18 protein-coding genes are annotated in these 21,079 nt (G+C 64.0%); 5 read left to right on the top strand and 13 right to left on the bottom strand.

Translation table 11 applies throughout. The annotated features are described in order from the left end of the window. Positions 1–5 precede the first annotated feature (5 nt). From LB557_RS07190 to LB557_RS07200, 3 genes are read left to right on the top strand one after another with little or no spacing between them, the layout of a single operon-like run. On the top strand, positions 6–887 hold the full coding sequence (locus tag LB557_RS07190; protein WP_224641229.1) for an AAA family ATPase: 882 nt from the start codon (positions 6–8) through the stop codon (positions 885–887). After that, entirely contained in the window at positions 884–2,155 is a 1,272-nt protein-coding gene (locus tag LB557_RS07195) for a vWA domain-containing protein (protein WP_224641226.1), read from the top strand. Before LB557_RS07190 ends, LB557_RS07195 begins: the two co-directional genes overlap by 4 nt. Then, positions 2,155–3,042 (top strand): amidohydrolase family protein, encoded by an 888-nt coding sequence (locus LB557_RS07200; protein ID WP_181171117.1) that lies wholly within the window; start codon positions 2,155–2,157, stop codon positions 3,040–3,042. The genes LB557_RS07195 and LB557_RS07200 overlap by 1 nt, the downstream gene beginning before the upstream one ends. Before the next feature lie 50 nt (positions 3,043–3,092). Here LB557_RS07200 and LB557_RS07205 read toward each other — a convergent pair whose 3' ends face one another. The 12 genes from LB557_RS07205 to LB557_RS07260 form a co-directional block, all read right to left on the bottom strand. Next, entirely contained in the window at positions 3,093–4,358 is a 1,266-nt protein-coding gene (locus LB557_RS07205) for an ABC transporter substrate-binding protein (RefSeq protein WP_224641224.1), read from the bottom strand. 26 nt (positions 4,359–4,384) lie between these two features. After that, positions 4,385–5,215 (bottom strand): carbohydrate ABC transporter permease, encoded by an 831-nt coding sequence (locus LB557_RS07210; RefSeq protein WP_224641222.1) that lies wholly within the window; start codon positions 5,213–5,215, stop codon positions 4,385–4,387. Continuing rightward, the gene (locus LB557_RS07215) at positions 5,212–6,135 is read right to left on the bottom strand and encodes a carbohydrate ABC transporter permease (protein ID WP_015317092.1); all 924 of its coding nucleotides are present in this window, start codon (positions 6,133–6,135) and stop codon (positions 5,212–5,214) included. Before LB557_RS07215 ends, LB557_RS07210 begins: the two co-directional genes overlap by 4 nt. Then, positions 6,128–7,285 carry an ABC transporter ATP-binding protein gene (locus LB557_RS07220; RefSeq protein WP_224641221.1) on the bottom strand — a complete coding sequence of 386 codons (1,158 nt, stop codon included), beginning with the start codon at positions 7,283–7,285 and terminating at the stop codon, positions 6,128–6,130. Before LB557_RS07220 ends, LB557_RS07215 begins: the two co-directional genes overlap by 8 nt. After that, positions 7,282–8,118, bottom strand: a complete 837-nt coding sequence (locus tag LB557_RS07225) for a metallophosphoesterase family protein (protein WP_224641219.1) — start codon at positions 8,116–8,118, stop codon at positions 7,282–7,284. Before LB557_RS07225 ends, LB557_RS07220 begins: the two co-directional genes overlap by 4 nt. A gap of 139 nt (positions 8,119–8,257) precedes the next feature. Next, positions 8,258–8,668 carry a carboxymuconolactone decarboxylase family protein gene (locus LB557_RS07230; RefSeq protein WP_224588001.1) on the bottom strand — a complete coding sequence of 137 codons (411 nt, stop codon included), beginning with the start codon at positions 8,666–8,668 and terminating at the stop codon, positions 8,258–8,260. A gap of 381 nt (positions 8,669–9,049) precedes the next feature. Continuing rightward, on the bottom strand, positions 9,050–10,546 hold the full coding sequence (locus LB557_RS07235) for a sugar ABC transporter ATP-binding protein (RefSeq protein ID WP_224641217.1): 1,497 nt from the start codon (positions 10,544–10,546) through the stop codon (positions 9,050–9,052). Then, on the bottom strand, positions 10,546–11,601 hold the full coding sequence (locus LB557_RS07240) for a hypothetical protein (RefSeq protein WP_224641215.1): 1,056 nt from the start codon (positions 11,599–11,601) through the stop codon (positions 10,546–10,548). Before LB557_RS07240 ends, LB557_RS07235 begins: the two co-directional genes overlap by 1 nt. Beyond that, positions 11,598–13,721 (bottom strand): ABC transporter permease, encoded by a 2,124-nt coding sequence (locus LB557_RS07245; RefSeq protein ID WP_224641213.1) that lies wholly within the window; start codon positions 13,719–13,721, stop codon positions 11,598–11,600. The genes LB557_RS07240 and LB557_RS07245 overlap by 4 nt, the downstream gene beginning before the upstream one ends. Before the next feature lie 90 nt (positions 13,722–13,811). After that, positions 13,812–14,837, bottom strand: a complete 1,026-nt coding sequence (locus LB557_RS07250) for a sugar ABC transporter substrate-binding protein (protein ID WP_224641212.1) — start codon at positions 14,835–14,837, stop codon at positions 13,812–13,814. Between the two features lie 88 nt (positions 14,838–14,925). Further along, positions 14,926–15,912, bottom strand: coding sequence for an ABC transporter permease (locus LB557_RS07255; RefSeq protein ID WP_224713040.1), 987 nt, complete (start codon positions 15,910–15,912; stop codon positions 14,926–14,928). A 270-nt stretch (positions 15,913–16,182) separates the two neighbouring features. Next, the gene (locus LB557_RS07260) at positions 16,183–17,616 is read right to left on the bottom strand and encodes a DHA2 family efflux MFS transporter permease subunit (protein ID WP_224643608.1); all 1,434 of its coding nucleotides are present in this window, start codon (positions 17,614–17,616) and stop codon (positions 16,183–16,185) included. Between the two features lie 126 nt (positions 17,617–17,742). Between LB557_RS07260 and LB557_RS07265 the strand changes: the two genes are divergently transcribed. After that, complete coding sequence (locus tag LB557_RS07265; RefSeq protein ID WP_140876223.1) at positions 17,743–18,744, top strand: ornithine cyclodeaminase family protein; 1,002 nt, start codon at positions 17,743–17,745, stop codon at positions 18,742–18,744. Continuing rightward, the gene (gene hutH, locus LB557_RS07270) at positions 18,741–20,258 is read left to right on the top strand and encodes a histidine ammonia-lyase (protein ID WP_224643609.1); all 1,518 of its coding nucleotides are present in this window, start codon (positions 18,741–18,743) and stop codon (positions 20,256–20,258) included. The genes LB557_RS07265 and hutH overlap by 4 nt, the downstream gene beginning before the upstream one ends. On the opposite strand, the gene LB557_RS07275 is transcribed toward hutH, so the two are convergent. Next, positions 20,223–21,023 (bottom strand): 3-methyl-2-oxobutanoate hydroxymethyltransferase, encoded by an 801-nt coding sequence (locus tag LB557_RS07275; RefSeq protein WP_224643610.1) that lies wholly within the window; start codon positions 21,021–21,023, stop codon positions 20,223–20,225. The two genes, hutH and LB557_RS07275, sit on opposite strands and share 36 nt — an antisense overlap. Positions 21,024–21,079 lie beyond the last annotated feature (56 nt).

The following is a 21,079-nucleotide window of genomic DNA, read 5'->3' on the forward strand; positions in this document are numbered from 1 at the left end:
CCGACATGCCCGAGGTAAACGCCGAAACGCTCGCGACCTCGCCGGAGGCGGTGGCCGAGCGCCTCGCCGCCTCGCGCTATCTGGCCGACGACAGCCTCGCCACCGCCATATTTCTGGCTATCCGGCTCGGCAAGCCGCTGCTGCTCGAAGGCGCGCCGGGCGTCGGCAAGACGGAAGCCGCCAAGGCGATCGCCGAGCTGCTCGGCCGCGATCTGGTGCGCCTGCAATGCTACGAAGGCATCGACGCCGCGCATGCGCTTTATGAGTGGAACTACCAGCGCCAACTGCTCGCCATCCGCCATGCCGGCGAGCACGAGATCGACATCTATGACGACCGTTTCCTGATTGCCCGGCCGCTGCTGCAGGTGCTGAAGGCGCCGCGGCAGCGTATTTTGCTGGTCGACGAGATCGATCGCTCGGATCATGAATTCGAAGCGCTGCTGCTGGAATTCCTGTCCGATTTCCAGATCAGCATTCCCGAGCGCGGCACCATCCGTGCCGCCGCACAGCCGATCGTCATCCTGACCTCGAACCGCACCCGTGAACTGGCCGAGGCGCTGCGCCGCCGCTGCGTCTATCACTGGATCGGCTATCCCGACGCCGAACGCGAGGCCGCCATCATCATGCTGCGTACTGGCGATGTCGCGGAGGCTACCGCGCGCGCGGTGGCGGCTGCGGTGCAGACCATCCGCGCCCGTCCGCTCGCCAAGCCGCCCGGCATCGCCGAAGCCGTCGAATGGGCCAATGCCGCGACGATCCTGGAAAAGGGCGGCAGCCCGTGGCCGGAAGCCTTCCGCCGCGCCATCGGCGTGTTGATCAAGGACGAGGAAGACCTCTCCTACATCGCCCCCGAGCTTGGCCGCATCGTCCAGGAGGCACTGGCGTGAGCCGGGACGTCAACGATCCCTTCTCCCCGTTCACGGGGAGAAGGTGCCCCGAAGGGGCGGATGAGGGGCGGCGCCACGATGGCCAGAAGTCGGCGCTGCCCCTCACCTGCCTGCCGGCATCCTCTCCCCGTAAACGGGGCGAGGAGAGCGTACCTCCCGCCGCCACGCCCTTCCTTGGCTTCGGCCAACTGCTGCGCCGCTACGGCTTTAGAATCGCCCCGGAGCAAATCTCTGGCTTCATGCAGGCCGTGACGCTGCTCGGGCCCCGTTCGATGGCCGACATCCGCGAGGCAGCGCTCGCCACCCTGGCGCCGCCACCTGACCGCCGCGACGAATTCGAGGCGCATTTCCAAAGCCATTTTTACGGCAACACATCAGCCGTGGTGGAAGGCGACAGCGACGAGGAAACCCGCGTCAAGGATGATGGCGGCGCCGACGACGAGCGGATCGAAGCCGAGCAGCGACAGGAAGGCGGCGAGCTATCCTCGGCGATCGAACAGTTGAGCAGCCGCGACTTCCAGCACGACGACGACAGGCTAACCGCCTTTCGTCGTCGACTGTCGAACGCCTTGCCCGCGCGCCGCTCCTTCCGCACGGTGCGCACCCATTCGCGCGGCAAGCTCGACCTGCGCCGCTCGCTCAGGGAAATCGTCAGCGCCGATGGCGATGTCCCCTCGCCGCTGCTGCGCCGCCGCCAGACCGTGCCGCGCAAACTGCTGATCCTGATCGACGTGTCCGGCTCGATGAAGCTCCACACGTCTGATTATTTGAAGCTCGCGCATGCCGCCGTGCAAGGCGCTGACCGGGCAGAAATCTTCACCTTCGGGACGCGTCTGACCCGCATCACGTCAGCGCTGCGCATCCGCGACAGGGACCAGGCGTTGGCGCGCGCGGCAGCCCAGGTCGACGACTGGGACGGCGGCACCCGCATGGGGCCAACGCTGCTTGCTTTCCTCTCCGTGCCGCGTTTTTCCGCCTTCGCACGTGGTGCGGCAGTGATCATCCTGTCCGACGCGCTGGAGCGCGGCGACCATGCCGAACTGGAGACGGCGATGCGCCGGCTGAGCGCCCGCGCGTTCCGGCTGTCGTTGGCGACACCTTTGGCCGGCGACCCGCGCTTCCAGCCGGCAACGGCGGCACTTCGCGCCATCCTGCCTGACCTGAACGATCTGGTCGACGGCTCGTCGCTCGCCGGCCTCACCGATTTCATCCTGTCGCTCGCCCGCCCTGCTCCACGGGCGGCGACAATCTGGAAAAGGGTATCGTGATGCAGAAAGCCATCGACGCGCATTTCCACATCTGGCGCCAGCAGGACCAGCCCTGGCTGGTCGGGCCGATGGTGCCGCGCATCTTCGGCCCCTACGAGCCGATCCGCCGCGACTACCCGATCGAGGAGTTTCTCGCCGACCAGCAAGGTTCCGGCGTCGAGAAAGCGGTCTACGTCCAGACCAACTGGGCGAAGGAGGATTTCGAGAAGGAAGTCGCCTTCCTGCAGAAAACGGCTGATGAAACCGGCTGGCCGCACGCCATCGTCGGCTACACCGACATGACGGTGGACGATATCAGACCCCAGATCGACCGCTTGAAAAAATATCCGCTGCTGCGCGGCGTGCGCATGCAGTTGCATTGGCACGAGACGCCAGCCTTCCGCTTCGCCACTGGCCCCGATCAGGTGATCGATCCCAGGGTACGAGCCAATGTGGCGCGGCTGAAGGATTATGACCTGTCCTTCGACCTGCAGCTCTTTCCCGCCCAGATGAAAGACGGGTTGACGCTGGTCGGAGAAAATCCAGAGACCAATTTCATCCTCACCCACGCCGGCATGCTGACCGGCATGGATCAGGAAACCACCGAAGACTGGAAGGCTGGGCTGCGCACGCTGTCGGCGGCGCCGAACGTCTACGCCAAGCTGTCTGGCCTCGGCACTTTCGTCCACCGCAACGACCCGGCGCTGATCGCCTATATCGTCGACAACGCGATCGAGATATTGGGCGCGGATCACCTGATGTTCGGTTCCAACTTCCCCATCGAGAAGTTGTGGACGAGCCACGCCGAACTGATCAAGGCCCACCGCGCGGCTGTAGCGAAGCACGGTCCGGCGGCCGAGGCTGATATCTTCTGGAATACGGCGGAGCGGATCTACCGGCCGGCTTGACCGCCAGGGAGTTCGCCGCGCCATTGGCGCGGCGATGCCCTGGCAAGTCCTTACTGCGTCGGCAGCATGCCTTCGACGTCGCTTGCCGCATCGGTGAGCGCTTCCTTGGGCGTCGCCGACTGGTCGACGATCCGCGACAGATTGTCGACGATGGTCTGTGTCACCTTCACACCGTTGGTCCCCGGAAAGGCATACCACGGAACCATCAGCGGCATCTGGCTGAGCCCGGCCTGGAACAGCGGGTTCTTCTTGTAGAAATCGCCGAGATAGTCGGAAGACTTTGCCGCGAGCTCATTGTTGGGCACATAGCCGGTGCCGGGCACGACGACCGACGCGCCATAAGGGCCGGCGGCGAATTTCGCGAATTTCCAGGCGGCGTCCTGCCTGGCGGCATCCTTGGTCAGGATGACCACGGCATTGCCGCCGGTCGGCAGATGGCCGTTGGCCGGATCGATCAGCGGGATCTTGGCCGTCCGCAGCGTGAACTTGTCGCCCACGTTCTTGATGGTGTTGACCAGCGCGCCGGTGGTCTGGAACTCGAAGCCAACCTTGCCGGCCGCGAACGCCTGCTCGCCAGCCGGCTTGGTGAAGACCGGCATGCCGCCCTCCTTCACCATCCGCTGCAGGATCTCGACTGCCTTCTCGCCTTCCGGCCCGTTGAAGGCGACCTTGCTTTCGTCCTCGTTCAGCATCTTGCCGCCGGCGCCGAACAGCAGCGCCGAAAACATCCAGTCATCGCCCTGCCAGCGGAAGTCGATGCCGTCGACGCCATTGCCGAGCGCCTTGATCTTGCCGCCGAGCGCGATGACCTCGTCCCAGGTCTTGGGCGGATTGTCCGGATCACCGCCGGCGGCCTTCACCAGGTCGGCGTTGTAATACATGATCGGGTTCGAGGTGGCGAAGGCGAGGCCGACCTGCTTGCCGTTGACCTGCGCCAGCTTCAGGATCGTGTCGGAGAAGCCGAGCTCAGCCATGTTGCCTTCCTTCTTGACCAGCGGGCCAAGATCGACGGCAACGTCGCGTTCGTTGAGCATGCGCAGACGGTTGAGACCGATGAAGGTGATGTCGGGCATTTCGTCGGTGCCGGCCTGGCGAAGGATGGTCTGGATGCCTTCCTCATAAGTGGCGGACGGGCTGGCGAACTGGATCTTGATGTCGGGATTTTCTTCCATGAACTTCTTCGAGATCGTGTCCATCACGTTCTTGAAGAAGCCGGGCATCGGATAATGGACCGTCAGCGTCGTGTCGGCATAGGCCGGAAGGGCTGTCGCCAGCGACACCGCCGCCGCGGCAAAAATCCTGGAGATATGCTTCATTGCCTCGTTGCTCCTTGTTGGCCCGGTCAGCCTTTGAGACCGGTCATGGTGATGCCTTCGACGAAGCGCTTCTGTGCGAACAGGAAGGCAACGACGAGTGGAAGGGTGATGATCAGCGTGGCGGCCATCAGCGCGCCGTAGTCGTCGCCGGCCTCGGCGGCGCGGAAATACATCAGGCCGAGTGGCGCCGTGGCGTAGGCCTGCTTGCTGACGACGATCAGCGGCCAGTAGAGATCGTTCCAGTGGGCGACCACCGAGAAGATCGCGAAGGCAGTGACCGCCGGCCACGCATTGGGGACGATGACGCGCGCGACGATCCCGAGCTCGGACATGCCATCGAGCCTTGCCGCGTGGATGAGATCGTCGGGCATGGCGCGGAAGAACTGCAGGAACATGAAGATCGCGAACACCGATATCGTGAACGGCGCCACCAGCGAGGTGTAGCTGTTGAGCAGCGACATCCGGTCGAAGGCGACATAGAGCGGCAGCGCCGTGGCATGGATCGGCACCAGCAGGCCGAGCATGACCAGCACCATCATCAGCCGCGCGGCACGGAATTTCAGCTTGGCCATGGCATAGGCGCAGGGAATCGCGACCAGCACCTGGAAGAAGAAGATCAGGCCGCACACGACGACGCCGTTCCACAGCAGCGTTGCTATCGGCACCTTGCTCAGCGCCTTGGCGAAATTTTCGGCGAAGTAGAAATGCTGGGGGACGAGCGACAGCGACGAGGTAAAGATGTCGCTCTGCGTCTTGCCGGCGGTCGAGATCATGAAGATGTAAGGCGCGAGGATCATCAACGCGCCCAGCGAAAGCAGCGCGAAACGGATGATGCGGCAGGCAGGCTGGCTGGTCATGTGTAATGCACCCGCCGGTCGAGTACGCGGTATTGGAGAAGCATCAGCACGACCAGGATCGCAAGGAAGACGACGGTCATTGCCGAGGCATAGCCGACGCGCAGGTAGACGAAGCCTTCCTGGTAGATGGTGAACAGCAGCACTTCGGAGGCCTTGTTGGGCCCGCCATCGGTCAGCATCTTCACTGTTTCGAAGACCTTCACCGCATTGGTGATGCTGATCGTGACGACGAACAGCGTCGTCGGCCCGAGCATCGGCCAGGTGACCAGGAAAAACCGGTCGAGCGCCGATTTCGCGCCATCGACGTGAGCAGCGGCGTAGAGCTCGCGCGGGATCGCCGTCAGGCCAGCCAGGAACAGCACCATGTTGAAGCCGACCGACTGCCAGACGCCGATGATCGACAGGCTGTAGAGCACGGTGCTGGAGGCGCCGAGCCAGTTCGGGCCAGGAATGCCGACCAGCGCAAGCAGCGCGTTGAGTGGCCCGATGGTCGGGTGGAAGAGATATTGCCAGACTGTCGCCATGGCGACGATCAGCGATGCGACCGGCAGGAAATAGACGGTGCGGAAGAAACCGCGCGCCCGAGGTTCGCCTTCGATCAGCAAGGCGACGCCAAGGCCAAGCACGATCGAGACCGGTGCGACGATCGCCGTATAGACCGATGTGTTCCACAGCGATTTGCGGAAGGTGCGGTCGGTCAGGAGATGCGCGTAATTCTCGAAGCCGACCAGGCGGAATTTGCCATAACCGAGTTCGAAATCGGTGAAGCCGAGGAAGATGACGGCGACCACCGGCAGCAGCACGAACAGCAGCAAGAGCACGATCGCCGGGGCCGCCAGCAGCCAGGCGGTGCGGTCCTCGCTGCGCCTGTGGAGGGCCGCGGCGCTCGGGATATTGCCAGCCAGCGCGACGCTAGACATAGGCCGGCTCCTGGCGTGCGGGCGCGGCGCTCGCCGTGCGCAGCCGCTTTCCCTCCGGCCCGAAGACCATGGCATGCTCGGGTGGAAGGAGGATACCCACCGGCATTCCCGCAATCAGGTCCCTCGCCTCGTGCGGCGCCAGCTTGGCGATGACGATGTCGCCGGTCGCATCGAGCCGGCAATGGGCAATGACTTCCGAACCGAGGAATTCGAGGCGCTCGATCCGCCCGGCAAGGCCGCTCCGCCCACTGGGAGACAGTTTGACGAATTCGGGCCGGATGCCGAGGCTGACCGGGCCGTTTGCCACCTTCTCCATCAGGGCCAACCGGATGCCTTCGAAGCTGACACGGCCATTTTCGGCAAGTGCCGGTATGATGTTGATCCTGGGCTGGCCGACGAAACGGGCGACCTCGATATGAGCCGGATCGTTGTAGATCGCCTCGGGCGCGGCGAGTTGCAGCAGATTGCCGCCGATCATCACCGCCACCCGGTCGGCCATCGAAAGCGCCTCGGCCTGGTCATGCGTCACATAGAGCGTCGGCACGCCGGCGCGGCGGTGCAGTTCGACGATCTCGCCACGGGCGTGCACCCGCAGATTGGCATCGAGGTTGGAAAGCGGCTCGTCCATCAGGAAGATCGAGGGGCGCCGCACCATGGCGCGCGCCAGGGCGACACGCTGCCGCTGGCCGCCCGACATCTGACCAGGCTTGCGGTCGAGCAGATGATCGATCTTGAGTACCGTCGCCATATCGCGGACATCCCGCGAAATGCCGGCGCGGATTTCTTTCTGGCCCGGCAATGCGGAGCCGACCAGCGGCAGGCGCTGCGTCCGGCTCAGCCGCTTCATGGCCAAGGGAACCGCGATGTTCTGGCCGGCCGTCAGATGCGGGTAGAGTGCGTAGGACTGGAACACCATGGCGATGTTGCGATCGGCCGCGGCGACCGCCGACATGTCCTTGCCAGCAACGAATATCTCGCCGCTGTCGGCATGATCAAGCCCGGCAAGAATGCGCAGCAAGCTGCTCTTGCCGCAGCCCGAGGGGCCGACCAGGGCGATGAACTCGCCCGCTTTGACATCGAGGCTGACGCCGTTCAGGACGGCATTGCCGCCAAAGGACTTGTTCAAGCCGCGGAGCGAGAGCGCGCTCATGACGCGACTTTCCTGCGGACCTTGTGCGCCTCGTGCGGGTAGACCTCGGCAACCACGTCATCCAAATAGTGGACGGTCATACCGGGTATGGCGACGATCTCGCTGGCGACCGTGTCGTCGAATTCATGCATGACGGCGCCGAGCAGCCGCTCGCCCGGCATGTCGCGCTCCATGTCGCCGACGACAAAGGCGGCCGACGGCCCCCAGACCAGCGCGGTGTTTTCGTATTTGCCTTGCCATGCCCGGTGCAGGTGACCGCTGGCGAAAAGCGCCACATCATGGGCACCGATGAGATCGTAGAGACGCTGCCGCTGTGCCGGGCGGACGCTCCAGTAACCGGTGTCATCTTCGCCGGGCGCGTCGATGAACAGCGGCTTGTGGGCGAAGAGCGCGACACGCCGGCCGCCACGGCTTTCCAGCGCCGCACGCAGCCATTCGAACTGGGCCTCTTCCTCGGCATCATCAAAGCCCATCAGCAGGCTGTCGAGACCGATAAATCGCCAGTTTCCGGCGTCCTCCGTCCAATAATCAGGACCAACCAGCCGGCGCCAGCGGTCCATGCGTTCCGCATTGACCGGCTGCAACGAACCGGGGAGATGGCCGACATCGTGATTGCCGGGCACCAGCAGCATCGGGACCGAGATTTCCCGCATCAGCTCCATGCAGAAGCCGATGTCGTCGTCCTTGTCGGCGCCGTCGACGCTGAGATCGCCGGTGTGGATGACGAGATCGGCGCCGCTTTGCGCGATCCAGGCGGCCAGCGGCTCCCAATTGCCGTTGAAATGCGGCTTGGTCGGGCTGAAATGGGTATCGGTGATCTGGACGATTTTCATGCCGGCTCCACTGCGAGAGCCGGCTGCCGGGAACCCACCGGCGCGACTTCGCGTGGGTCTCCTTAGTGCCGTTACATGTCACTTCTTTAACAGGGCAGGGGACAAATGTTCCCCGCCATGCCGATAGGCTGGCTGACGGCTAGCTTTTCACCTCGAATTGCGGATCGACCGGGATCTGCATGGCCGTGACCAGATGATTGGTCTGCCCGGCGAGCCCGATGATCGACACCAACTCGCCGTGCTGCGCGTCTGTCATGCCCTTGGCGCGCGCCGCCGCCGTGTGCGAATGCACGCAGTAGGAGCAGCCATTGGCGGTCGAAACCGCGATGTAGATCATCTCCTTGGTCAGCGGATCGATGGCACTGTCGGCGACCATCACGACCTTCAACTGCTCCCAGATCCGCTTCAGTGCCGGCGGATCATTGGCCAGCCCACGCCAGAAATTATTGACGAAATCCGATTTGCGCGTGGCGCGGATATCGTCGAACACGGCCTTCACGGCCGGGATTATTTCCACCTCGGCATCGCTCAGGAGTTTTGTCGTGGCCATGGCGTTTCCTTTCGTTGGCTCGGTGGATCAGGTCGTTGATTCAGGTCTCGAGCAAAGGGGCTAAACCGGCTTTTCTGGTTCAGTTTTCGATGCGCAAAAGCGTTTGCAGATTTGCCGAAGCACTAAACTTCGTCATCCCTGGGCGAAGCAGGCGCGAAGCGCCGTCGCGGAGACCCTGGGATCCATTCCGTGACGTCTATCGAAGTGTGCAGCAGAGCGAAATTCCGCACCGTAGCAGCGCTTCCGAGCCCCGGCATGGATCCTCGGGTCTGCGCCGCGTCGCTGCGCTCCTTGCTCCGCCCGTGGATGACGAAATGGCGGATGAGGCGGCTAACCTCCGGTGTTCCATCCAACGGTGCGATCATCCGCCTTCCCCGCCCCCTAGTGCACCGCCGCGTACATGATCTTCTCCTCCGTGGCCTCCGCCGGAGAAAACTCCTCGACGATGCGGCCTTGCCGGCAGACGAGTATCCGATCCGACAGGTTCATGATCTCCGGCAAATAGGACGAGATCACCACCACGGCCAAGCCCTCGTCGGCCAGCCGGTTGATGATCTGGTGGATCTCCGCGATGGCGCCGACATCGACGCCGCGCGTCGGTTCGTCGAAAATGACGATGCGCGGCTGCTGCACCAGCCCCTTGCCGATCACCACCTTCTGCTGGTTGCCACCGGAGAGTTCGACCACGCGCGCATTGTCGTTGATCGCCTTGATGTTGAGCGTCTTCGTCCACTCGGCCGATAGCGCGTGCATCTCCTGCTGGTTGATCACCCAGGCCTTTTCACGGCCGGCCGCCAGCAGGCCGCCAAACAGGTTCTCGGCGATGCTCATCGTCTCGAAGATGCCTTCGCTCTTGCGGTCCTCGGTGACATAGACGATGCCGTCCGCCACCGCTTCGCTCGGCACGCGATAGCGCACCGGCCTGTCGTCGAGTTCGATTGTACCGCCGCGCAAAAAATCGCGCTTATAGATGCCCGACACGACCTTGAAGGTCTCGGTGCGGCCGGAGCCGATCAGCCCGAACACGCCGGTGATCTGGCCCTCGAAGATCGAGAAGGAGTTGTTGCGCACGACATTGCTCATCGAAATGTCCTGCACCGACAGCACTTTCCGGCCCGCCTTGCGCAGCTTGGCTTCGTCGCGCTGGCGGTAGATCTGCCCCGACAAAGTGCGCCCGACCATGGCGGCGACAATTCTGTCGCGGTCGAAGGCCGGCGTGTCGTCGGTGATCACCAGCTCACCGTCGCGCAGAATGGTGATGCGGTCGGCAATCATCAATGCCTCTTCCAGCGCGTGGCTGATGAAGACGATCGAGACACCGTTCGCCTTCAGCCGCCGGATCAGCGCGAAGAAATGGCGTTTCTCCTCCGGCGTCAGGGTCGCCGTCGGCTCGTCGAAGATGATGATCTCGGCCTTGTGGTGCACGGCGCGCGCGATCTCGACCATCTGCCGCTTGGCCGCGCCCAGCGTCGCCACCATGGCGTTCGGATCGACCGGAAAATTCAGCGACTGCAGGAATTGCTGTGCTGAAATATACGTGCCGCGCAGCCGGTTGAGGAATTTTTCAGTACCGAGATAGAGGTTCTGCGCCACCGTCATCGACGGCACCAGGCTGGTCTCCTGGAACACCATGGCAATGCCGGCCTCTAGCGCGGCATGCGGCGAAGCGTAGGCGATCTCCCGGCCCTTGTGGAACATCCTGCCGGACGTGGCGTCGACGACACCGGCGATGATCTTGGTTAGTGTCGATTTACCCGCGCCGTTCTCGCCGAGCAGTGCGTGGATTTCGCCTTTGCGCAGTTCGAAGCTGACGTTCTTGACTGCCGGAACGCCCCGATAATTCTTGGTGGCGTTTTCGAGGCGAATAATTGGTTCCATCAGAAACCTCCCGAGGCGAGGTCGACGGCCAGCACGCAATCGCCACCCCTGGAAGCGATGAACAGCTGGCCGCCCTTTTCCACCACGCTGCAAATGCCGTGGCGCGTGCCGTTGGCGCGGCTGTGCAGGCTGAATTGCGGCTGCATGTTTTGATCGAGCCTGACCACCAGCCCGTAGGAACGGCTCGGCGACCACGGCTTGTGGATGCCCATGGTTCTGATGCCGCCACATTGCAGCGGTTCGAGGAAGCTGCGGCTGGAGGCAAGCGCCGGCGCGATCCAGTAGGCCGGCGGCACCTGGTCGATCATGTCCTGGCGGTAGTGCGTTTCCTGCAGCACGAATTCGATCAGCCGGTTGCGTGGCGCGAACAAGGTCAGCCACGCCCCGCCGTCGCCGGCCGGCGACAGCCGAGCGGGATAGCCGGGCAGATGCGTCAGAACGGCCGAACGGTTGCCGGTCGCACCGTCGAAGCGGACGAGCTGGTGCCGCCAGCTTTCGCTGACCAGCACATCGCCGCCGATGGGGTGGAGCCCATAGGGAAAGGCGATCCCGCCGGCCACCTTGCGGAACTCGCCACCCGCCGCGTCTCGTTTCCAAAGCGAACCGGACGCGCCCTTCTTCATCAGGTCGGCCGCCCATTGCGACGGCGTGTGCTCGGCCGACCCGTTGGCCAGCCACAGCGCGCCGTCCTCCGCGTAGGCAACAGCGGTGATGCAGCTGACACCGGCCGGCAGCGAAACCTCCTTGCCCGATATCAGCAGCCCGCCGCTTTCGAGCCCCACCGTCAGTTGGCCCGATGGCGACAGAGCCAGCGCCGTGATTGGGGAAGGAAAGGTCTCGACTACCTTCGGCTCAGTTCCGGCGGCAAGCGAATAGATGGCGTTACCGCTGGAGGCCAGCAGCCCGCCATCGGCAACCAGCAGATTGTCCGGTTCGGTCAATCCGACAAAAGCCGGCGCATCGTCGAGCAGCGTGTTGGGACGGAAGGCGCCGTCGAGCGGCGGGATGGTCACCGCCTTGCCGCGAAACATATCCAGGATTGGGTCGAGGATCATGGCTGCGCTCCCCAATATGAGGCGGAGCTGGTCCAGTTCGGGTCGGCGCCGGAAACCTTGTAGCGGCCGATGCGATTGTTGAGGATGCCGCCGACGAACAGATATCCCTTGTGCTCGCGCATCGAGGTGACCATCGGGTGCGCGCCGCCCGTCAAGTCGCCCATCGCCTCCACGATGCCGCCCTTCTCGTTGAATTTCACCACGCCGCCGGTGTTGATGTTGGGGAACAGCCATTCGTCCTGCGGCAGCCGGCGCGTCATGCGCTTGCGCATGTCGGGGTGGCGCAACGACAGGTCGAAGCTCGGCGTGCGCATGCCCAGCCACGCCATCCAGTAATTGCCGTCCGACGCGCGGTTGATGTTGTCGGGGTAGCCCGGCATGTCGCGGATGACGCATTCGGCGGTGCCCGCCTTCGGCCCTTCCAGCCAATAGCGATGCACCCGGCAGGCCCAGCTTTCGGCGAAGAACAGCGACTTGCCGTCATGCGCCGTGCAGACACCATTGGTGTAACGGTAGCCGTCGAGCAGCGTCCTTGTCGACCCATCCCTGGGATCGTAGACCAGGAGGCGGCCGGTGGCGCGGTTCTCGATCGAATCCAGCGCCCAGTCATGCGCGTCATAGCGCTTGGTCGAATCCGTAAAATAGATGCGGCCGTCCGGCGCGATATCGCAATCATTGGGATCGCGCAGCCGCGCATCGTCGACGATCGAGGTCCAGGAGCGCGACGTCTCGGCCGACAGCCTTTTGACCGCGCGATCCGGAGAGACGGAATAGAGCCCCATCGCGCCGACGCAGCTGATCAGATTGCCCCCTTTGTCAAAGGCCAAGCCCAGCGGAAAACCGCCAATATGGGCGAACACCTCCGACCTGACATAATCCGGCGCGAAGAAGCGAACGATCTCGCCATGACGCGTGCCGCAATAGAGATTGTCGTCGCGGTCGAGGATGACGTCTTCCGGCCCTTCCAGTTCGCCGAGCCCGATATGGTCGGCCGCCGACAGCCGGTTGTCGAGCGCGTAAGGCGTGCCCGAGCCCGGCACCGCGGACTGGGTTTCGCCCATCCTGAGATAGACCGGCGCGACATAGACCTCGTTCAGCACCTTGTGGCGGTTCTTGAGCCAGCGAATGTCGATGGTCACCGCCACCGCCAGCATGATGCCGAGCACCATCTGGTTGGTACCGGTGCCATAGCCCAGCCGGATCAGCCCGTTGGTCATGGTCAGCACGATGATGGCGCCCATCAGCCCCTTGATGACCGAGCCGCGCCCGCCGCCGAGACTGACGCCGCCGACCACCGCCGCCGTCAGCGCCATGATCTCGAGATTGAGGCCGGTGCCCGGCCCCGCCCCGCTCAGCCGGCAGGCGATGAGAAAGCCGCCGATCGAGGCGCAGAAGCCGGAAAAGACATAGGTCATGAACACGGTACGTCGCACCCGGATGCCGGCATTGTGCGCCGAACGCCGGGAGCCGCCGACCGCCAGCACGTGCCAGCCCGGCCGCGAGCGCGTCAGCGCGACATGGGTGACGATGGCGAGGATGATCGCCAGCCACACCGAGACGGACAGGCCCCAGAAAGTGCTGTCGCCGATGAAATCGAGCACGTCTGACGTAGCGGTCGAAAGCTGCACATCGGCTGCATAGGTGGTGACCAGGATGTCGAACAGCGCCCGCCCGAAGATGAAGGTCACCAGCGTGGTAAGGAAGGCACGCAGCCTGAGATAGCCGACAAGATAGCCGTTGATCGCACCGAACACCAACCCGGTGGCGAGCGAGGCGGCCAGCGCCAGCCAGATCGACTGTTCGAGGATGAAGAAGACATAGACGGCCGAAAAGCAGGACAGCGCGAAGATCGAACCGACCGAGAGATCGATGCCGCCGCCCAGCATCACCACCGTCATGCCGGTAACGACCATCGAAAACTCGCCGAGCTGGCGGGTCGATTCCTGCAGGGAAGAGAGCTTGAAGAAGCCTGGAATGATCGAGCCGAAAGTCGCCAATGTCACCACCAGCGCCAGGAAGGGAATGGCGTTGTCGGTCCAGCGCTTGGTCAGGATCTCGCCGACGAGATGGTCGGGCACGAGATTGTAGCGCCAGGACTGGAGGCGTTCGCGAAAGCTCATCGGGTCACTGCTGCCAGGTCTGGGGCCACAAGAGAAAGAGGTGGTCGGACGATCCGGCCACCTCGTCGATATCGGTTGCAGACGATCAGCTTACTTCGCCGCTGCTTCGGCCTGCAGCGCGCTCAGGTCCCAGCAGCTGTCGGGCTTGAGGTCGGCCTTGGTCGTCGCCTTCTCCAGCGTGTAGATGTAGGTGTGGGAGGTGCCGGCCGGCTGGCCGCTCTGCAGCAGGAATTTGATGATGGCGTTCATGTCGCCCGATTGGCGGGCAAGATCGGTCATCACCACGGCGCCGTAGGTGCCGTCGTTCAGCTTGTCGCAATCGGCCGCCTTTTCGCCGCCGCCTGTGGTGACCAAAAACACCTTGCCGTCGAGCTTGGCGTCGCGGATCGCGGCCGATGCGCCGGTGGCATCGCCATCCCAGAAGTCGATGATCGAGCAGATGTCCGGGTTCTGCTGCAGCATGGTCGTGGTCACGTTGCGCGAGGTCGTCGCATCCCAGTTGGAATCGGGCTTGGCCACGACCTTGAAGTCGGGATGCTTGTCCAGCACCTTCATGATGCCGGCATATTGGTAAAGGCTGGAGGAGTTGGCCTGGTCGCCCTGCACCAGCCCGATCTTCTTGGACGAGTTCTCGCCGCAGCCCTTGATCGCGGCTTCCGCCTCGAGCTGGCCGAGCCGGTCCCAGTCGCTGCCGACGAAAGCATCGGCGGGAAAATTCGCCGGATTGTCGACCAGGATCACATAGGTGCCGGCGGCCTGCGCCTTCTTCATAAGCTTGGAATAGGAGTTGAGGTCCGGCGCATGGATGATCAGCACATCAGGTCTGGTGTCGGACGAGATCGCGTCGGTGATCGCCTGCGCGCCCGCATCGACGACCCAGTTGGGATCGCGCGTTTCGAACGTGCCGCCCCAGGCTTCGACCTCCTTCTTCAGATAATGCGCCCAGCCCTGCGCCAGGTCGAAGCCCATCGCCAGCGGCACCAGCATGACGCGCTTGCCTTTCAGCGCTTGTGCATAGGCAGCGGGGCCTGGATCGTCGGCGGCAAAGGTCGGCGCCACGAAGGCGGTGACGGCCAGCGCCGTGGCCGCCGCCATGAGTGTTCTGATCAGTTTCATGTCTCATCCTCTGGTTCGGTTTTCATTGCCGGCCGATCGTCCCGATCGGACCGGGTACCCCAGAGCAAGATGGGCTAGCCCATCTGCTCTAAATGTCACCTTGTTGCGCGGTCTGTTCGTCGCGCGGATTGATGATGCCGTCGACGATGATGGCGCCGAGCAGGATCGCCGCCTTGATCAGGTTCTGGTAGAGCAGCGGAATGTCGATGATGGTCATGGCGTTGAGCAGGATGCCGATCAGCGCGGCGCCGACCAGCACATTGCGCACCCCGCCCCGCCCGCCCGACAGCCCGATGCCGCCGATCACCGCCACCAGCACGATGTCGTAAAGCAGCGTCGAATTGACGACACGCGTGTTGATCGAATGCAGGCTGGCCGCGGTCAAAAGGCCGGCGATCAGGGCGACGAATGCTGACAGCACGTAACGCAGGACCAGCATCGGCCGCACCGGAATGCCGATATTGCGCGCCGCGACCGGATTGTCGCCGGCGAAATAGATGTAGCGGCCCCATTTGGTGTAGCGCAGGAACAGGAAGAACAGGAAGGCGAGCCCGGCGAAGACGAACACCTCGATCGGGACGTCGAGAAAGCGCAGACCGCCGAGCAGTTCCACCCAATGGCCCTGCGGCACCGGCACGGCGTCCTGCGTGATCAATTGCGAACGGACATAGCCGAAGACCAAGGAGCCGGTCGCCAACGTGACGAAGATCGCCGGTACATCGGCGTAGGCGACGAGAAAGCCGTTGAGCAGGCCGATGGCGAGCACGCCGGCCAGCACATAGGCGAAGGCGAGCCCGTCCGGCGTTCCGCTGTTGAGCAGTTGCAGGTACCAGGCGACCGACATGGCCATGATCGCAACCGCCGACAGGTCGATGCCGCGGCCGATGATGACGACAGCCATGCCCAGCGCCAGTATACCCAGCACCGAGACGGAGCGGATAATGGCGACCAGATTGTTGGCATCGATGAAGCCTGGCAGGCCTATAGCCGCGGCAACGAACAGCACCACCGCTATGGCAAAGACAATGCCTTCCTGATTCAGGCTTCTGAAGTTCAGCCAGCCGGCCATGTTCATTGTCTGCTTTCACCCCGGTGGCAGCGCTGCCACCCCTGGAGAGAAAGCTAATCGGCTCAACGCCGCTTCGTCAAATGAATCCGCGTTCAAAACGTAGGCTGGCGATGAGATTCGCAAAGTGGACGCATTGATTGCCGAATCTGGCGCAATGCCCGGAAACTCCTGCACTTTTGGCAATTGTTTGCACCGTCTCGGCGCTTGGCGAAGCACAACACCAAGGCGAAAGGCGAAGACGGAATTTAACCCTGCGATCTGGCGGAAAAGTCGATTTCAGTTCCCGGCAACATGGCCGGAGACCTCGGCGCCGGCACCTCTCGGCAGCACCAGGAAACGGAACGACGCCACCAGCCCGATAATGCCGATCAGCAGGAAGGCTGCTCGAAAATCGACGAGGTCGAGCGCGGGCCGGTCTCTCGCGATCTGCGACAGGTTGAGGATCGCCGCCGCCACCGCGACGCCGAACAGCATCGCCACTTGCTGCAGCATCGAGGACAAGGTCGCCGCGGAGCTACGCTGGGCGGCGGCGATATCGGCGAAGGCCAGCGTGTTGAGCGCGGTGAACTGCATCGAGCGCGACAGGCCGGCGATCAGCATCAGCGCCACCACCAGCGCCTGCGGCGTCTGCGGCGAGATCGCCGCGCAGGCCATGATCGACATCGAGGCGATGATGCCGTTGATGACCATCACCGAGCGGAAGCCAAAGCGACGCAGCGTCGGCGTGGTCACCGTCTTCATGCCGAGATTGCCGAGGAAATAGGCCAGGATCATCATGCCGGCATCGACGGGCGATAGGCCGAAGCCGACCTGGAACAGCAGCGGCAAAAGGAACGGCGTGGCATTGATCGCCACCCGGAAGATGGTGCCGGCCGCAAGCGTCGAGATGGCGAAGGTTTGCACCTTGAACGAGGAGAGGTCGAGCAGCGGATGCGGCGCGCGGCGCAGATGCCGCACCGCTAGCCAGCCGACGACGATCCCCGCCGCGATCAGCCCCACCGTAGGCAAGGCCCCATCCTCCGGATGCGCGATGCGCTCGAGACCATAGAGCAGGCAGGCGAGCCCCAGCGACGTCAGGAAAAACCCCGGCCAGTCGAGCGGCTTGGGATCGGCTTCACGATCACCCGGTATGAAGCGGGCGACCAACACCAGCCCGATCGCGCCGAGCGGGATGTTGATGAAGAAATTCCAGTGCCAGGACAGATAGGTGGTGATGAAACCGCCAAGCACCGGGCCGACCACGGGCGCGAAGAGCGCCGGCCAGGTGATCAGCGCCGTGGCGTTGAGCAATTCGGATTTCGACGCGTTGCGCAGGACCAGGATGCGGCCGACCGGCGTCATCAAGGCGCTGCCCAGGCCCTGCACGGCACGGGCAACGACGAATTCGGTCAGACTCCCGGAGAAGCCGCAGGCGAGCGACGCCAGCGTGAACAGCGCGATGGCTGCGAGGAAAATGTTACGCGCGCCGAACCGGTCGGCGAGCCACCCCGACAGCGGCACGAACACCGCCATGGTCAGCATGTAGACGGTGATGCCGAGGCTCATCGCCACCGCCGGCACGCCGAAGGAAGCGCCCATCTGCGGCAGCGACGTCGAGATGATCGTCGAATCCAGCAGTTGCATGAAGAAGGCGATGGCGACGATCAGCGCCACGCGCCGCGAATTCGTGGCTGTCTCGGGCAAGGCTTCATTTTCGGGAATGGCCGTCATGTCGGGTCGGTTTCAACAACATTTAGCCAACTGCGTCCAGAGATGGACCAACAAACTTTCGTGTCGCATCGCCGCCTGTTATGGAATGAATGGGCCTCGGTCTTAAACAACAGGAACCGTGCGCGCATGAAGCCTATCTATATCGACTACCTCAACGCCCTCGACATCGAAGCGCTTGCCATGGCCGATGGCGAGATCATCGACGCCGTCGAGGCCGGGCTCGTTGCGCAAGGCAAGGGCCAGACGGTGATCGAGCCGCGTGTCCACCTCGAACCCGACCCATCCTTCCACGGCCATTTCAATGTCTTGCGCGGCTACGTCGCGCCGCTCGATACGGCCGGCGTGAAAATCGTCGGCGACTATGTCGACAATTATCTTCACGGCCTGCCGTCGGAATTCGGCATCCTCAATTTGTTCGATCCACGCACCGGCACGCCGCGCGCCATTCTCGACGCCACGGTCATCACCGACATGCGCACCGGCGCCGTCACCGCCATCGGCGCCAAGCACTTGGCACGCAAGAACGCGAAGGTGCTCGCCCATATCGGCGCGCGCGGCACTGCGTACTGGAATGTGCGCCTGCTCGACCATCTCTTCGATTTCGATGAGATCCGCGTCCATTCGCGTCGCCCAGAAAGTCGCGATGGCTTTGCCGCAAAACTCTCCGCCGACCTCGGCAAGCCCGTCACCGCGGTCGCCGACTGGGAGAGCTGCGTCAAAGGCGCCGACATCGTCGTCGAAGCCTCACGCCTGCCCGAGCCGCAGCCCCTTCTCAAGACCGAATGGATCAAGCCGGGCGCGCTTGTCGTTCCCTATGGCACGATGAGCGCGGTGGAGCTGTCGCTGACCGACATCATGCAGAAGTTGGTCGTCGACGACTGGGGCCAGTGCAAGGGCGGCAAATTCGGCTCGCTGCGCGCGCATGTCGAGACCGGGCGGTTGAGCGAAAAGACGCTGCATGCCGAACTCGGCCAGATCGCCGCCGGCCTCAGGCCGGGACGGCAGGGTGACGACGAAACCATCCTCTTCTGGCATCGCGGCCTGTCGCTCTCCGACATTGCGCTCGGCAAGGCGATGCTGGCCAAGGCGCAGGCGCAAGGCATTGGCCAAAGGCTGCGCTTCGCATGAGCGCGCTCGTCCTCACCGGGGCCGGCGTCAGTGTCGACGATGTCGCCGCCGTCGCCCGCGAGGCACGCAAGGTGGAGATCGGAGCCAATGTCATCGGCAGGCTGGAGAAGGCGCGAAAGGTGCTCGACCAGGCGGCGGCCTCCGGCCAGCAGATCTACGGCCTGAACACCGGGCTCGGCGCCAATCTTCGCACATCGGTCGAGGGTGACGCCAGCGCCTTCCAGCGCCAGTTGCTCGAGGGCCGCAGCGGGGCGGTCGGCGAAGCGCTGCCCGTCGAGGCCGTGCGCGCCACCATGCTTGCCCGTCTGACAATGTTGTCGGCCGGTGGCTCCGGCCTGTCGCCCGCCGTGTTCGTTGCCTTGGTCGAAGTCCTCAACGCCGGCGTCCATCCAGTGATGCCGTCGCTCGGCTCGATTGGCGCCGGCGACCTGGTGTTGATGACCGCGATCGCCCGCCTGCTGATCGGCGAAGGTGAAGCCGATTATCAGGGAAGGCGCATGCCAGCGGTCAAGGCACTGATGATGGCCCGCCTCGGCCCCATCGGCCTGGCGCCCAAGGATGGACTGTCGCTGATCAACGCTTCCGCCGTCTCCGCCGGCGGCGGCGCGCTTGCGGTCACGGACGCGCTGTCGGCTCTTGCCCAGCAGCACCAGGCCGGCGCGCTGACCATGGAAGGTTTCGGCGCCAACCGCACCATCCTGGACCCCCGCCTGCACATGGCGCGGCCCGCCGCCGGCCAGCAGGCAGCCGCCAAGGCGCTGCATGATCTTCTCGCCCGCGACGAAGCGCCCGCGCCCACCACCATACAGGACCCGCTGTCGATCCGCTGCATGCCCTCGATCCATGGCGCGCTGATCGAGGCGATCGGCCAGGCAAGACGCGCCGTCGAGACCGAACTCAATGCCGCCGCCGACAACCCGCTGGTTCTGAGCGACGACGAGATGGTGCTGTCGACGGGCAACTTTCACACCGCTTCGCTGGCGCTCGCCTTCGAGGCGCTAAGCCTGGCGATCGCTCAATGTGCCGCCGCCAGTGCCGCCCGCTTCATCCAGCTCACCGGTTCGGGCCGCAGCGGCCTGCCCAAATATCTGTCGCCGGTCGGTGGCGCCTCGGCCGGTTTGGTGCCGTTGCAAAAGACGGTGACGTCGATCCTGGCCGCCATCCGCCACAAGGCCAATCCGGTGATGCTCGACTTCCTGCCGGTTTCGGAAGGCGTGGAGGATCACGCCACGCAGACGCCGCTGGTGGTTTCAAAATGCGCCGACATGATCGCGCTGTGGCGGCGGCTGATCGCCTTCGAATTGATGGCGGCGGCGCAAGCCGTCGACCTGCGCGAGAGATTGACGCTGGCGCCACGCACATCAGCCGTCCACACCGCGGTACGCGCGCTCGTCCCCGCGCTCAACGAGGACCGGCCGCTCGGCGTCGATGCGGAAGCACTCCACGCAGCGCTCGCCGGCGGCAAATGGCAAACGATCCTAGCCCCGGCCGACCTTGTCGAGGAACAGGCGTAGCTCAGCCGGGTCCATATGCACGATGTGCCTGTCCTCGGGATAGGCGCCGCTGTTGACGTCGGCGACATATTCGGAAAATGCCGCCACCCGCTCCGCCTGCAGCCGGTCATATTCGGCGGCGAAATTGCGGTAGATTTTCGAGTGGCGCGGCATGTGGCCACGGTTCTGGCCAAGGATGTCGTCGGCGAACAGATATTGCGCGTCGCAGCCGGTACCCGCGCCCATCGACAGCATGATCAGCGAGGTGCGCTCCGAGATAGCCTTCGCCACCTCGACCGGTACAACTTCTATTTCGGCGCCGATCGCGCCGGCCGCCTCCAGTTGCTTGACCGCTTCGAACACCTGCATCGCCGTATCGGCGGACTTGCCGACCGCCTTGAAGCCGCCGGTCCAGGTCGCGCGGGAAGGAATGAGGCCAACATGGCCGATGACGGGAATGGCATCGTCCGCTATCCGCTTGATGGTGGCGTAGCCCGCGCTGCAATAGACCGCGTCGGCGCCGGCCTTGTACAGCCGGAAGGCCCAGCGCACGAAATCATCCGCGGTGCCGATCTCGAAGAAATTGTCGCCCGGCATGGTGAACAGGCTGGGCGCGGCATCGCGGTACTGCGGGTTGAGCACCAGTTCGGGCGGCACCGAGACGATGTCGACCCCTGCCCGTTCGGCGGCTTCCGCCTCGTCCAGGGTGAGCACGCGCAGCATGGTCAGCTGACGCTTGCCCTTCATGGCGCGCAAATCGGCGACGGTCGGTCTCTTTCGGCTCATTAAAGCGTTCCCCTCTATTGCTTGCCGTCGCGGTGCCGGATCGGTTGATCATGCAG

It is taken from the genome of Mesorhizobium sp. BR115XR7A, assembly GCF_020165315.1.
GTDB lineage: Bacteria > Pseudomonadota > Alphaproteobacteria > Rhizobiales > Rhizobiaceae > Mesorhizobium > Mesorhizobium australicum.